The sequence below is a fragment of the Pseudomonas sp. MWU12-3088 genome (assembly GCF_023242405.1).
In the GTDB taxonomy this organism is placed as follows: Bacteria; Pseudomonadota; Gammaproteobacteria; order Pseudomonadales; family Pseudomonadaceae; genus Aquipseudomonas; species Aquipseudomonas kribbensis.
On sequence record NZ_JALJEA010000009.1, the window covers coordinates 245,188 to 259,249 of the forward strand.

The following is a 14,062-nucleotide window of genomic DNA, read 5'->3' on the forward strand; positions in this document are numbered from 1 at the left end:
AATTTTTGGGGAAGGTGACAAAAGGCGCGGTACTGGAGGCACCCTCTCCCCAAGGAGAGGGTCAGCAGAATATTGATCTCAGCGTTGTTTCAGACGGTCAATGACAACAGCCAGCAGCAGAATCGAACCCCGAATCACATACTGATAAAACGTGTCGATATTTTTCAGGTTCATCGCATTCTCGATAATCGCGAGAATCAGCACCCCGGCAATCACATGCCGGATCATCCCGATCCCGCCGCTCAACGACACCCCGCCCAGCACGCAGGCCGAAATCACCGTCAGCTCAAAACCCTGCCCGATCATCGGCTGCCCGGAAGTCATCCGCGACGCCAGGATCACCCCCGCCAACGCACCAATCACCCCATGCACCGCGAAGATGATGATCTTCGTGCGATCGACATTCACACCCGCGAGCAACGCCGCCTCCTGGTTGCCGCCGATGGCCATGGTATTGCGCCCGTAGGTCGTGTAGTTCAGCAACCAGCCGAAAAACAGGAAGCAGACAATGGTGATCAGGATCGGCACCGGCACGCCGAACAACTGGCCGTTACCAAAGACGAAGAACGATTCCTGGGAAACGCCCACTGCTTTGCCATTGGCAAAAATGTAGGCCAGGCCACGGACGATCTGCATGGTCGCCAGCGTCGTGATCAACGCATTGACCCGCAACTTGGCAATCACGATGCCGTTGATCAGCCCGACGATCAGCCCCATCACGAGCGCCGCGCTGACACCGAGAAACACGCTATTGGTGTCGCGCATCACCACCGCCGCAACCACCCCGGCGCAGGCAATCACCGAACCTACCGACAAGTCGAAATGCCCCGATGCCAGGCAATACAGCATGGTGCACGCCGCGATGCCGGTGGTGGAAATCGCCAGGCCCAGGCCACGCATGTTCAGCGGCGAGAGGAAGTTGTCGATCAGCAAAGTACAGGCGAGAAAGATCCCGACCGCCGCCAGCAACATGACCCAGTCATCGAGAAAGCGCCGCATATCCAGAGGTTTGCGCGCGGTCGGCAGGGTTTCGTTTTGGGTTGTCATCATAGTCACCTCTCAGTTCGCCGCGCCGCTGGCGCGATGGCGCGGCAAAGCCAGTTGCAGCAGGTTGGATTCGTTGGCCTGGTCGCGGCTGACTTCGCCACGCAGGGCGCCTTCGCACAGCACCAGAATGCGGTCGGAAATGCCCATCACTTCCATCAGATCGCTGGACACCACGATCACCGAAATACCGTCGGCGGCGAGGTTATGGATGATCTGGTAGATCTCGGCCTTGGCGCCGATGTCGATGCCCCGGGTCGGCTCGTCGAGCAGCAGGACTTTCATCGGCATCGACAGCCAGCGGCCGAGAATGGCTTTCTGCTGATTGCCGCCGGACAGGAACTTGATCTGTTGCCCGGCGTGAGGCGTTTTCACTTTCAGGGCCTTGATCTGTTTGTCGGCGTTGCCCTTTTCCCAGAGCCCGCGCAGCAGGCAACCGAGCCCGGAATTGGCGCCTCGCGCACTGATGTTGATGTTCTCGGCGACGCTGGCGAGCGGGATGATGCCCTCTTTCTTGCGGTCCTCCGGGCACAGCAGAATCCCGGCGGCAATCGCATCCCGGGGCGAACGCAGTTTCAGTTCATGGCCGCGCAATTCCAGACGTCCGGCGGTGTTGCGCTCCAGGCCGCTGAGCAGCCGAAACAGCTCGGTGCGTCCGGCCCCGACCAGCCCGAACAGGCCCAGAATCTCGCCTTTGTGCGCATCGAAACTGATCGGCTCACGCAGGCCCGGGCCGAGCAATCCATCGACTCTCAGCGCCACGGCACCACGGGGGCGACCGCGATAGTCGTAGATGTCCTGAATGTCGCGCCCGACCATGCAGGTCACCAGTTGATCGTGGGTCAGCTGGCTCATGTCATCGAACGTGCGCACGTAGCGACCGTCCTTGAACACCGTCACCGCGTCGCAGATACGGAACACTTCTTCCATGCGATGGGAAACGTAGAGCACGACTTTGCCCTCGTCGCGCAGCCGGCCGATGATCGCCATCAAGCGGTCGATTTCCCGCGCCGAGAGGCTGCTGGTCGGTTCGTCGAACGCAATCACATGGGCGCCACGGGACAACGCCTTGGCGATTTCCACCAGTTGTCGCTGGCCGAGGGACAGGCGCCCGACTTTGGTCTGCGGGTCGATTTCATCGGCCAGCCCCTTGAGGCAAGCCAAGGCTTGTTGGCGCAGCGCGCCGCGATTGATCAGGCCGAAACTCGCCGGCAGATGGCCGAGAAACAGGTTCTCGGCCACGGTCATTTCCGGCACCAGATGCAGCTCCTGGTGAATCACCGCCACGCCGCTGCCGATGCTGTCGGCGGTGGACTTGAAGGCCATCGTCCGCTCGCCGATCTGCAGTTCGCCGCTGCTCGGGATGTAGGCGCCGCCGAGGATTTTCAGCAGCGTCGATTTGCCGGCGCCGTTCTCGCCCATCAAGGCGTGCACCTGCCCGGGGTGGGCGACGAAGCTGATGCCGTCCAGCGCCTTCACGCCGGGAAAGGTCTTGCCGATCCCTTTGAAACGCAGGCTGCCGGCACCGTGTTGTTGTGTCTGTACTTGCGCGTGCATTTAAGCCACCTCATCACACCGTTCAAGCGGCCCGGCTGCCCGGGCCGACGCTGCCGTCAGTTCCACAGGCCGATCTTTTCCAGCTCCTGCTTGAAATTGTCGCGGGTGATCAGGGTGACGTCGTCCATCGCGGTGTACTTCGGCGGTTCTTTGCCGGTGGTGACCCACTCGTACATCATCTCGGCAGTCTTGTAGCCCTCGATGTGCGGGCTCGGCAGCATCGAACCGTAGAAGCCGCTGTTGGGCTTTTTCAGCTCTCCGATCGCATCGGTGCCATTGATGCCGATGCCGATCACGTTGGCGGCGGCGAACCCGGCGGCTTCGGTGGCGCGCACTCCGCCCAGCACGGTGTTGTCGTTCATGCCACCGATGATCAGGTTCTTCGCCGCGCCCGGCAGCTTGACCAGCGCCGAGTTGGTGGCGTCCATGCTGCCCGGTACATCGAGGGTTTTCAGGGCGGCGGTCAGAATGTGATCTTTCGGCAGGCCGGCATCTTCGAGCGCTTTCATTGAGCCGTCGGTGCGCTTCTTGCCGGTGTCGAGTTCGTTGTAGGTGTTGACCACCGCGTAGGTGTCTTTCCAGTCCCAGTTACGCTTTTTCGCCTCGGCGGCCATGGCGGCGCCCTGCTTCTGGCCGACTTCGAACGCGGCCATGCCGAGGTACGGCACCTCTTCCATGAACTTGCCGTTGGCGTCGACGAAACGGTCGTCCACAGCGATCACTTTCAGGTCATTGAGTTTGGCCTTGGCCATGATGGCCGGGCCGAGGGACACGTCCGGCGGGCAAATCACAAAGCCCTTGGCACCGTTGGCCGCAAGGCTGTCGATGGCCGAAAGGGTTTTCTCGCCGTCCGGTACGGCAATCTTGATCAGCTCGAAGCCTTTGTCCTTGGCAGCTTTCTCGGCGAAGGCCCATTCAGTCTGGAACCACGGCTCTTCGGCCTGCTTGACCAGGAAACCGATCTTCACCGGATCGGCGGCCAGCAGCGAACCACTCAGGCTGAACGCAGTGACCGCCAGCGCGGCACTGCACAGGGTACGAATCCCGAAACGACGTTTCATAAGCAGACTCCTTGTTATTTTTCTTGAGCGTTATTTGAAAAGCGTTGAAGCGGTCGAAGCGTTTTCCCGCAAATCATGACGACAATAGTCATATCGTATGATGATTGGATTTCAGGCGGACCTTGCCACCTGAAATCCAGATTTTCAGTCGTGGTACATCACCGAGCGACCACCATCGATGGTGATGCACGAGGCATTGATGAACGGCGCTTCATCGCTGGCCAGGAACACGGCGGTCATCGCCACTTCTATCGGCTGACCGATGCGTTTCGGTGGGTGCAGATCGAAGGCGCGCTGGCGTTCGGCGTGGGGGTCGGCGAACCCGTTCCAGTAATCGACGTTGAGCTGGGTCTCGATGTAGCCAGGGGCAATGGCGTTGACGCGAATGCCCTTCGGCGCGTACTCGATACCCAACGCGCGGGTCAGCCCGAGCAGGCCATGCTTGGCCACCGGGTACGGGAAACAACCGGGAATGATGTTCGTGGAATGGGTCGAGGCAATGTTGATGATGCTGCCGATGCCCTGCTCGATCATCTGCGGCAACACCGCTTTGCAGCCATACCAGGCGCCGTCGAGGTCGATGGCGAAGCAGCGGTGCCAGTCTTCTTCGGTCATTTCCAGCGGATCGCGGAACACGTTGACCCCGGCGCAATTGACCAGCACGTCGATGCGACCGTGAAGCTCGATGGCCAGTTTGGCCATGGCGTGCAGATCCTGCTGGCGCGATACGTCGGCCTTGATCGCTTGTACATCGGCGCCTTGCTCGCGCCAGTGGGCAGCGACTTTCTCGACTTTTTCAGCCTGGATATCGCTGATCACCAGTTTGGCCTGCTGCGAGGCGAAGGTCGCGACGATGGCTTCGCCGATGCCTTGGGCGGCACCGGTCAGCAGCACGACCTTGTTTTTCAGGCGCTCGCCTTTGGGTGGCTCGGGCACTGGCGGCAAGGAAAGGGGGTCAGCCATGAATCAGGACTCCTGTTCGAAAGCATAAAAAAACCGGGCATCTGACGATGTCCGGTCTGGAAGGCTTTTTGAGCGAAACAGGCAAGCGCCGCTGACGGCATCGGGCCGTTGCGGAACGCTGACTCCGCTGGGGAGTGCGATAGAAATTCGCTGCATCACTTCACCTGTTTTGTTCTTTTTAAGTGTGAGTGCGTGTTACTGCTGGAGCCGACTATAAACCCGACCGCCAAATAATCTCAATATATAATTTTGAATCCCATATTTTGGGATTTAATCAGCAAAACGTGTACAGAGCTTTCCGGCGACATCGACCCGCAACGACAGCACGGCGCCGTCCAGCGGGTGGTTCAGCGGACTTTTGGCGCTGGTGATGTAGAGGGTTTTCAGGTCTGCGCCGCCGAATACGCAACTGGTGGGGCGGCTGATCGGCAGGTCGATCTTGCGGTCGATCCGGCCATCCGGCGTCAGGCGCAACAGGCAACTGCCGTCCCAGCGGGCGTTCCAGATGTAACCTTCGGCATCCATCGCCGAACCGTCCGGGCCGCCGTGCTGATCGGCGCTGTACCAGGGCTGGGCGGTGTCGAGGTTGCCGTCGGTATGGATGAAATAACGGTACAAGGTGCTGTCGAGGCTGTCGCCGAACAACAGCGTGGTGCCATCGTCGCTCCAGAGCAGCGTGTTGGGAATGCCCAGGCCCCGCAGCAATGGCGTGACTCGTTTATCCGGATCAACCCGGAACAGCCCGCCGGAACGACGGGTGATCGGCAGATCCTCGCCCTGCTCGCCGATGTTGTTTTGCATGGTGCCGAGCCACAAGCGGCCCTGGCCATCACAACGCGCTTCGTTGGCGCGGTTGCCCGGTTGCGGATCGGCGACGCAGAACAGCGTCAGTCGCGGCTCAAGTCCGGGGGAATCGAGATCGAGTCGGTAGACGCCGCTGCTCAGGGTCACCAGCGCGTCACCGCTGGCACAGGGAATGAATGCCGAGACGTGCTCCGGCATCTGCCAGATCTGCACGTTCTGCCCGATCAGCCGCAGCGCCTGCTTGCCGGCGATGTCCACCCAATACAGCGCCTGGGTCGGCGCGTCCCAGAACGGGCCTTCGCCCAGTTGCGCCCGATGCTCTGTCACTGCAGTCCACGTCATGCAACCTCCTGTCTTGTTATTTTTGTCAGCTGGCTTTTTTGTCGGCCATCACCTGCGGGTAGAACCGCTTGATGGCGAGGTCGGCATTGTCGATCAGGGTCATGCAGGCCCACACCCCGCGCGCGGCATCCCGGGCGGCGATGGCGTCGGCCATGTCTTTGTGGATGGGCAGTGTGCGACGCAATTCGTCAGGGTCGGCCGCAGACACTTCGAAGGACACGGCAAGCAGCGCGCCGAGGGCCGGCACCATTTGCTCGATGAATTGATTGTGGCTGGCGGCGAGAATGCACTCGTGGAAGAACTGGTCGGCGCGGTTGTAATCGATGCCGCTGTGCGCGGCCCGCTCCAGGGCGTTGTAGGCCTGCTGAATGGCTTGCACCTGTTCGACGGTTGCCCGCTCGCAGGCCCAGCGCACCGCCATCGGTTCGATGGTGCGGCGCAGGTCGAGCAGGTCGTCGACGAAGTTTTCCGGCAGACCGCTGCGTGACAGCCAGCCGACGACTTGCGGATCGAACAGATTCCAGCGCTTGATCGGCAACACCCGGGTGCCGACTTTCGGCCCGACTTCGAGCAAACCTTTGGCAACGAGGGTCTTGATGGCTTCGCGGATCACGGTGCGACTGACCCCGAGCTGTTCGCCCAGATCGGCCTCGACCTTGATCGCCTGCCCCGGTTTCACCTGGCCGGCGGCAATCCAGGCGCCCAGCCAGTCAACCGTTGATGCGTGAAAACTGCTCGACATGAACACCCCGAAGCCGTTCGCTGTGGTTGCTCAAGCTAATCATCATACGATTGAGAGTCAACGACAAAAAACCGCAGCCTGTTTTCACAGACTGCGGTTTTTTTAAGGTTCGAGGCCGATGGGGAAGAACTCGCCGCCACTCCAGACGCCGAGCCAGCGCTGGCCATCGATTTCACGGCTGACGGCCAGCTCCACCAATTGGTAGAACACGTTGCGATGGATCAGCGCTTCGAGGTTGGTGCGGACATGCACGTAAGGCGCAGGTTCTTGCGTTGTCGGATCGATCTCGACGCGGATCGGATGTTCCGCGCCGGCCTCGGTGGTTTCATCGACGTTGGTGGTAAAGCGCAGCACTTGCGCCTCACCCTCGCCTTCCACCTCGACGGCAATCGCCACGAAGGGCGCGTCATCGACCTTGATCCCGACCTTCTCCACCGGAGTGATCAGGAAGTAGTCATCGCCATCGCGGCGGATGATGGTGGAGAACAGCTTGACCATCGGCTTGCGCCCGATCGGCGTACCCAGGTAGTACCAGGTGCCGTCACGGGCGATGCGCATGTCGATGTCGCCGCAGAAATCCGGGTTCCACAAGTGCACCGGCGGCAAGCCTTTGGTTTTGGGGATTTGCCCCAGCAGGTCATTGGCTTTTTGCGGGCCACTCATGGCGTACTCCTTGAATTACTGGTCCCCGACGCCCAGCAGGCTGCGCGCGTACTGCGCCAGTGGTGGGCCGATCAGGTCTTCGGGCTTGTTGTCGTGGAACGTCAGTAAACCGCCACGACTCTTGATCCGTGCAGTATCAATCAAATACTGGGTGCTGGTCTCGATCAACATGATCTGAATCACACCGCCGTCGATACCGAGGCGATCCACGGCTTCCTGATCCAGCCACTCATCGGAGTTGCCGATGCGGTCGTCGGCCTTGGCGAAACGGGTGTACAGCAGGTAGTGAGCACCGGCATCGCGGGCTTCGCCCATCGCCTGGTCGAGGCCTTCCGGCGCACGGGCGCGGCGGACCATCGGGAAGTATTCGACGAAGCCTTTGAAGGCCTCTTCGGCCACCACGTTGGGACGCGGGTAAGAACCACCCGGCGGCGCGAACGAGCCTTGCGCGATGTAGATGAACGAATCCGGCTGAATGCGGAAATTGTTTACGCGGCGGCTGTCGCTGTGATCCAGCAGACCCGCGTCGCTCATCTGGTAGCGAGTCCCTTCGGCCATGTCACTGACAGTCATACAGCCGCCCAGCGCCAAAACGGCCAGCAGCAAAACCAGGCTACGCATCCTAATCCTCCAGAAGCCGGTGACGGAAAACCGGCGAATGGCCGTAGGATGCAGCTTTTGCGCCATTTCCAGATCTTTGTCGATTGTTCGATCGTAATCGCGAGCAGGCTCGCTCCCACAGGAGTCAGCATTTACCTGTGGGAGCGAGCCTGCTCGCGATGAGGACTTTCAGCCGCCGATGATCTTCATGACGGTTGCGCCACCGGAGAATGCGACTTCCTGCTTGTCGCCCAGCGCCTTGACCAGCAATCGTTGCAACGCCGGCAGCGCCTCGTGGCGCGGCTTGTCGAGCAGGTCACCGACATAGTGGCGGTTGCTCGACGACAGGCAGCCATGCAGCCATCCGGTGGACGACAGGCGCAGGCGCGAACAGGTTCGGCAGAACGGCACGCTTTCGTTGGCGATCACGCCGAAGGTGCCCTGGCCGGGAATCGCATAGCGAACAGCGGTGGCGTCCACCGGTGCATCGGTTTGCGCGTACTCGTAACGCTCGCCGATCAGTTCCAGCAGTTGTTGCAGGCTGACGAACTGCTGCAGGAAAGCGTTGGAGTCCTTGGCCAGGTGGCCCATGCGCATCAGCTCGATGAAACGCAGCTCGTAGCCATGCTCAAGGCAGTAATCGAGCAACGGCATGACCTGATCGAGGTTCTGCCCGCGCAACGGCACCATGTTGACCTTGATCTTCATGCCCGCCGCTTTGGCTCGATCCATGCCTTCGAGTACCGTTGCCAGATCGCCACCACGGGCAATGCTGCGGAACGCGCCGGCGTCAAGGGTATCGAGGGAAACGTTGATCCGGCGTATACCGGCATCCACCAGCAACGGCAGTTTTTTTGCGAGCAACTGGCCGTTGGTGGTCAGGCTGATGTCTTCCAGGCCCATCTTGCCGACGGCGCTCATGAAGGATTCGAGTTTGGGACTGACCAGCGGCTCGCCACCGGTAATGCGCAGGCGTTCGATGCCGGCGGCTTCGATCAGGTAGGCAACGCCGCGTGCCATGGCCTCGGCCGACAGTTCATCCTGCGCAGCCACCAGCCGCTTGCCGTTGGGCACGCAGTAGGTACAGGCGTAATTGCAGGCTGAAGTCAGACTGATCCGCAAATTGCGAAAACGCCTGCCTTGACGGTCAACGATCATGAAGCACTCCGGCGATGGAAAATCGAGCGGCTAAAACTTGACTCACAATTCAAGTTTTAGCAAGCCCTATGCCTGAGTATATTCCTGCGGTACTGCGCCATGTAGCGAAAAACACGGCGCATAAGGCGACTGAATGATTCAGCTGCTTGGCGTTTCAGGGTCGCGCTTGCGCTTGTTGCCCATGCGCACGCCGATATCCATCAGGAACTGGAAGAAACCTTCCTGATCTTCCAGCACATTGCTCCAGAACGGCGAGTGATACAGCGCCACCGCGCCGTGCACCAGCGCCCAGGACGCGCAGTAGTGGAAGTACGGCGGCACGTCTTCGAGCTTGCCTTCGCTGATGCGGCCCTTGATGAGCAAGGTCAGGCGTTCGAAGTTCGAGGCACGGATCTTGTGCAGCTCCTCGACCATCTCCGGGACCTGATTGCCCTTGACCACCTTCTCTTCCAGGCGATCGAACAGGCGATAGCGCTGCGGGTCGCGCATGCGGAATTCAAAGTAGGCACGGGACAGGGCTTCCTTGTCCTTGTCGACATCGGCCGAATGCAACAGCTCGTTCAAGTCGCGCTCGTAATCGAGCATCAGGCGCAGGTAGATCTCGGCCTTGGACTTGAAGTGCTTGTAGATCGTGCCTTTGCCGATACCCACGGCATCAGCAATCATCTCGACGGTGACACTGTCTTCACCTTGTTCGAGGAACAGCTTGAGCGCGGTATCGAGAATTTCTTGCTCGCGGCGACGAAACTCACGGACCTTACGAGGTTCTTTGTGCATAAGAAAAGGTCTGTAGGGGTCAAAATTCGAAGCCGCGTATTATGCCTAACTTGCGCAAAAATGCACGGATCATCCGACCATATCTGTGTTTCTTGTTCATTTCACGAACGTTTCGGGGGGAATGAGAACATAACCGAAGCGAACGTATTCCAAATTTGTTTAAAAACCCCGACCGGCCAACTGGACTGAACGCCAGACTGATCAATACTTGAACTGTCGGGCGACATCTCCCCCAAGTGTCGCGCCGGTAAAGGTACCAAGGGACCGCGTGCCTTTGTTTTACTCCTAATGGTCTTAACCCGGATTCACCCCCCAGAACCCGGGTTTTTTTTGCCTGCGATTCAGGCTTTTACGTGCGCCAGCGGAAACAGTCGCTTGAAGTTCTCGGTGGTCTGCTCGGCAAAGCGTTCGTAATTCTCGCCCCGCAGCATCGCCAGAAACTCTGCCACTTCCCGCACGTATTGCGGCAGGTTCGGCTTGCCGCGATACGGGATCGGTGCCAGGTACGGCGAATCGGTTTCCACCAGCAGACGATCCGCCGGCACCTTGCTCGCCACGTCGCGCAGCGCATCGGCATTGCGGAAGGTGACGATACCCGAAAGGGAAATGTAATAACCCATGTCCAGCGCTGCCTTGGCCATGTCCCAGTCTTCGGTGAAGCAATGCAGCACACCGGCCTGGGGTAGCGCAGCTTCGCGCAACAGTTCAAGGGTGTCGGCGCGGGCGCCGCGGGTATGGATGATTACCGGTTTGCCAGTCTGCTGTGCGGCTTGCAGGTGCAGACGGAACGACTCCTGCTGCAGCTCCGCGGCTTCCGGCTCGTAGTGGTAGTCCAGACCGGTTTCACCGATCGCCACCACTTTCGGGTGATTGAGCTCGTGCAGCAGCCAGTCCAGCGCCGGCGCCGCGCCCGGCTGCACATCCAGCGGATGCACGCCGACCGAACAATCAACGTCGTCGTAACGCTCGGCCAGTGCTTTGACATCGGCCGCGTTGTCGGCACTGACACCGATGCACAGGAAATGCCCGACGCCGCGTTGGCGGGCTGCATCCAGCGCGGCATCCAGGGAACCGTCGTGAACGGCGAGGTCGAGGCGATCAAGGTGACAATGGGAATCTACGAGCATAAAGAGGACTGCAACTTACATCGTATGAGTGGGACGGTCGGACTTCAGGGCTCCGGCCAGATGAGTTTCGATGCGACTGCGCGCCGTGTTGTCGCCATCGTTGAATTGCACGCCGACGCCGGCAGCGCGATTGCCCTGGGCCCCTTTGGGGGTGATCCAGGCGACCTTGCCGGCCACCGGTATCTTTTCCGTTTCGTCCATCAGGTGCAGCAGCATGAACACCTCGTCGCCCAACTTGTAACTCTTGTTGGTCGGGATGAACAGGCCACCGTTCCTGATGAACGGCATGTACGCGGCATAAAGGACGGACTTGTCCTTGATGGTCAGGGACAAGATGCCGTTGCGCGGCCCCGGGCTGACGGGTTCATTCATGTTGACCTCCACTGCTGATGTTCAGAGTCTAGGTACACATTCTTATCTTTGGCCAGGCAGACTCGCCCATTGCACCAACAACGCTTCCAGCAGCAATGCCGCGTTGAGGTTGGCCTTGCTCAGGACTTTCTGGCGCTGGGCGAGAATCCAGTCCTGGATATCGAGGACTTTGCCCTGGGCACTTTTCTGCGCCAGGTACTGCACGACCTTGCGCATGTCGGTCAGGCCGAGGCCCGCTTCATCCTGGGTCAGTTGGTAGCGCAGGATCAGGCTCGACCAGTCGCAGAACCAGTCGAACAGACGCAGCATCGGAATGTTTTTCCACTCCTCGGCCAGTTGCGTCGGCGATTGCTGCTGCTTGAGCAGCTTCTTCACACCTTCGACCACCTGCGCCCGCTGTTCGCGCACGCCCTGCCCCTGCAAGGTGACGGCGGCCAATGGCGAGCCGGCGGCCAGGGTCAGCAGTTCGACCCGTTCGTCTTCAGAACATTCCGGCAATGCCTGAGCCAGCCATTGCAGACTCATGGATTCGCTCGGCAACGGACAGGCCTGCTGCACACAACGGCTCTTGATGGTCGGCAACAAACGGCTCGGCTGGTGACTGACCAGCAACAGAACCGTATCGCCGGACGGTTCTTCGAGGCTCTTGAGCAAGGCGTTGGCGGCGTTGATGTTCATCGACTCCACCGGCTCGATCAGCACCACCTTGCGACCGCCCAGTTGTGCGGTCTGCACCACGAAACTGACCAGATCGCGCACCTGGTCGACCTTGATCGCCTTGTCCGCTTCTTCCGGTTCGAGGATGTAATTGTCCGGGTGGCTGCCGGCCTTGAGCAGCAGGCAGGATTTGCACTCGCCGCAGGCTTCAGGCGTCGGACGCTGGCACAGCAGGCTGGCCATCAGCCGCTCGGCCAGCGCGCGCTTGCCGATCCCGGCAGGACCGTGCAGCAGATACGCATGTGCGTGCTGAGTGCGTCCGGCCAGTTGCTGCCAGAGACTGTCCTGCCACGGATAGGCCTCAGCCACGGCTCAGCTCCAGCAAACGTGGGAGCAAGATATCCAGCGACTGCTGGACTTGCGCCAGCGGCTGGCCGGCGTCGATCCGCAGGTAACGCGCGGGATCGGCCTCGGCACGCTTGAGGAACGCACTGCGCACGGCCTCGAAAAACGCCCGGCCTTCCAGCTCGAAGCGATCCAGTCGACCGCGAGCGCTGGCACGGGCCAGGCCAATTTCCACCGGCAGATCGAAAATCAGCGTCAGGTCAGGGCGCAGGTCGCCCTGCACGAAAGTCTCCAGCGCCGCGATGCGTTCCAGCGACAAGCCGCGACCACCGCCCTGATAGGCGTAAGTCGAATCGGTGAACCTGTCGCACAACACAACGGCGCCACGGGCCAACGCCGGGCGAATGACCTCGGCCAGATGCTGGGCACGGGCGGCGAACACCAGCAGCAACTCGGTGTCCGGGTTCATCACTTCGTCGACCGGTGCCAGCAACACTTCGCGAATGCGCTCGGCCAGCGGCGTACCGCCAGGTTCGCGGGTCAGCACCACTTCGATACCGGCGGCGCGCAGGCGCTCGGCGAGGTATTCGCGGTTGGTGCTTTTGCCGGCGCCTTCCGGGCCTTCCAGGGTAATAAACAAGCCAGTCACAGGCAGTCCTTAATCAAAGTCATTGCGCGTTTTGCGGTGCGGCCGCTTCGGTTTCCGGCGTCGGTGCGGGCTCCTGGGCAGGAACCGGCGGCAACGACTCGGGCGCCGTGTCGGGTGATGCGGCAGGAACGGCTTCGCCAGTTGCCGGAGCAGCTTCCGGCGACGATGCCGGCGCCGGGCTCGAGCGGTAATCCGCGCGCCGCTTGAGCTGGAACTCACGCACCGCACTGTTGTGCGCATCAAGGTCATCGGAGAACACGTGGCTGCCATCGCCCCGGGCAACAAAGTAGAGGCTGGTGCCTTCCACCGGGTTCAACGCAGCGTGAATCGCCTCGCGCCCGACCATCGCAATCGGCGTCGGCGGCAGCCCCGGAATCACATAAGTGTTGTACGGCGTGGCTTCCTTGAGATGCGCACGGGTCAACTTGCCGTTGTAGCGATCACCCAGACCGTAGATCACGGTCGGGTCAGTCTGCAGTTGCATACCCAGCGCCATGCGGCGCACGAACACGCCGGCAATCTGGCCACGCTCCTGGGGAACCCCGGTTTCCTTTTCCACCAGCGACGCCATGATCAGCGCTTGGTAAGGCTCGGTGTACGGCGCATCGGTCGAACGGCTTTCCCATTCCTTGGCCAATACTTCGTCGAGGCGGTCGAACGCCTTTTTCAGCAGTTCGGTATCGGAGGCTCCGCGCACGAAACGGTAGGTATCGGGGAAGAATCGACCTTCGGGAAACACGCCCTTGTGGCCGATTTTGCTCATCACATCGCTGTCGCTCAGACCGGTCAGGGTCTGCTCGATCTTTTCATCTTTCGCCAGTGCGGCGCGGACCTGACGGAAATTCCAGCCCTCGACGAGGGTCAGGCTGTACTGAACCACCTCGCCACGCTTCCACAGGTCGATCAGGCCCTTGACGGTCATGCCCGGCTGCATGCGGTACTCGCCCGTGTGGATCGGGGTGCCCGTCAGGTTGAAACGCCAGTAGATGCGTAGCCAGAACGCGTCCTTGATCACGCCATCGGCTTCAAGTCCGAGAATAGTGCGGGTCGGTGTGGAACCCTTGGGCACATCCAGCAGTTCTTCCTGCGTGATGTTCAGAGGCTGTTCCAGTGCCGAATGAATCTTCCAGGCGCTGGCACCCAGCAGCAGCCCTGCCAGAACCAGTCCGGTTTCCAGCAGCAGCAAAAGTTTACGTCTCAC

The 14,062-nt window shown here is 60.6% G+C and carries 15 protein-coding genes; all 15 read right to left on the minus strand.

The window, feature by feature from the left end; translation table 11 throughout:
• Positions 1 to 78: 78 nt before the first annotated feature.
• The 15 genes from araH to mltG all read right to left on the minus strand — a co-directional run bounded on the left by araH (position 79) and on the right by mltG (position 14,062).
• Positions 79 to 1,047, minus strand: a complete 969-nt coding sequence (gene araH, locus M5B98_RS21345; RefSeq protein WP_085697229.1) for an L-arabinose ABC transporter permease AraH — start codon at positions 1,045 to 1,047, stop codon at positions 79 to 81.
• 12 nt (positions 1,048 to 1,059) lie between these two features.
• A complete protein-coding gene (araG, locus tag M5B98_RS21350) occupies positions 1,060 to 2,601 on the minus strand; it encodes an L-arabinose ABC transporter ATP-binding protein AraG (protein ID WP_248743882.1) in 1,542 nt (513 codons plus the stop codon).
• A gap of 56 nt (positions 2,602 to 2,657) precedes the next feature.
• A complete protein-coding gene (locus M5B98_RS21355) occupies positions 2,658 to 3,662 on the minus strand; it encodes a substrate-binding domain-containing protein (RefSeq protein WP_085710918.1) in 1,005 nt (334 codons plus the stop codon).
• 144 nt (positions 3,663 to 3,806) lie between these two features.
• Positions 3,807 to 4,625, minus strand: a complete 819-nt coding sequence (locus M5B98_RS21360; protein WP_248743883.1) for an SDR family oxidoreductase — start codon at positions 4,623 to 4,625, stop codon at positions 3,807 to 3,809.
• 270 nt (positions 4,626 to 4,895) lie between these two features.
• Positions 4,896 to 5,771 carry an SMP-30/gluconolactonase/LRE family protein gene (locus tag M5B98_RS21365; protein WP_248743884.1) on the minus strand — a complete coding sequence of 292 codons (876 nt, stop codon included), beginning with the start codon at positions 5,769 to 5,771 and terminating at the stop codon, positions 4,896 to 4,898.
• A 25-nt stretch (positions 5,772 to 5,796) separates the two neighbouring features.
• Positions 5,797 to 6,513, minus strand: a complete 717-nt coding sequence (locus M5B98_RS21370) for a FadR/GntR family transcriptional regulator (RefSeq protein ID WP_248743885.1) — start codon at positions 6,511 to 6,513, stop codon at positions 5,797 to 5,799.
• 102 nt (positions 6,514 to 6,615) lie between these two features.
• A complete protein-coding gene (locus M5B98_RS21375) occupies positions 6,616 to 7,176 on the minus strand; it encodes a DUF1285 domain-containing protein (protein WP_248743886.1) in 561 nt (186 codons plus the stop codon).
• Between the two features lie 15 nt (positions 7,177 to 7,191).
• The gene (locus M5B98_RS21380; RefSeq protein ID WP_007950810.1) at positions 7,192 to 7,797 is read right to left on the minus strand and encodes a DUF4823 domain-containing protein; all 606 of its coding nucleotides are present in this window, start codon (positions 7,795 to 7,797) and stop codon (positions 7,192 to 7,194) included.
• 168 nt (positions 7,798 to 7,965) lie between these two features.
• Positions 7,966 to 8,934 carry a GTP 3',8-cyclase MoaA gene (locus M5B98_RS21385; protein ID WP_248743887.1) on the minus strand — a complete coding sequence of 323 codons (969 nt, stop codon included), beginning with the start codon at positions 8,932 to 8,934 and terminating at the stop codon, positions 7,966 to 7,968.
• Positions 8,935 to 9,072: 138 nt separating this feature from the next.
• A complete protein-coding gene (locus tag M5B98_RS21390; RefSeq protein ID WP_007950805.1) occupies positions 9,073 to 9,711 on the minus strand; it encodes a TetR/AcrR family transcriptional regulator in 639 nt (212 codons plus the stop codon).
• 341 nt (positions 9,712 to 10,052) lie between these two features.
• Entirely contained in the window at positions 10,053 to 10,838 is a 786-nt protein-coding gene (locus M5B98_RS21395; RefSeq protein WP_085730469.1) for a TatD family hydrolase, read from the minus strand.
• A 15-nt stretch (positions 10,839 to 10,853) separates the two neighbouring features.
• Positions 10,854 to 11,210 carry a PilZ domain-containing protein gene (locus M5B98_RS21400; RefSeq protein WP_248743888.1) on the minus strand — a complete coding sequence of 119 codons (357 nt, stop codon included), beginning with the start codon at positions 11,208 to 11,210 and terminating at the stop codon, positions 10,854 to 10,856.
• Positions 11,211 to 11,252: 42 nt separating this feature from the next.
• Entirely contained in the window at positions 11,253 to 12,236 is a 984-nt protein-coding gene (locus M5B98_RS21405; protein ID WP_248743889.1) for a DNA polymerase III subunit delta', read from the minus strand.
• Positions 12,229 to 12,861, minus strand: coding sequence for a dTMP kinase (gene tmk, locus M5B98_RS21410; RefSeq protein WP_248743890.1), 633 nt, complete (start codon positions 12,859 to 12,861; stop codon positions 12,229 to 12,231). Before tmk ends, M5B98_RS21405 begins: the two co-directional genes overlap by 8 nt.
• Positions 12,862 to 12,880: 19 nt before the next feature.
• Positions 12,881 to 14,062, minus strand: a complete 1,182-nt coding sequence (gene mltG / locus M5B98_RS21415) for an endolytic transglycosylase MltG (RefSeq protein ID WP_248743891.1) — start codon at positions 14,060 to 14,062, stop codon at positions 12,881 to 12,883.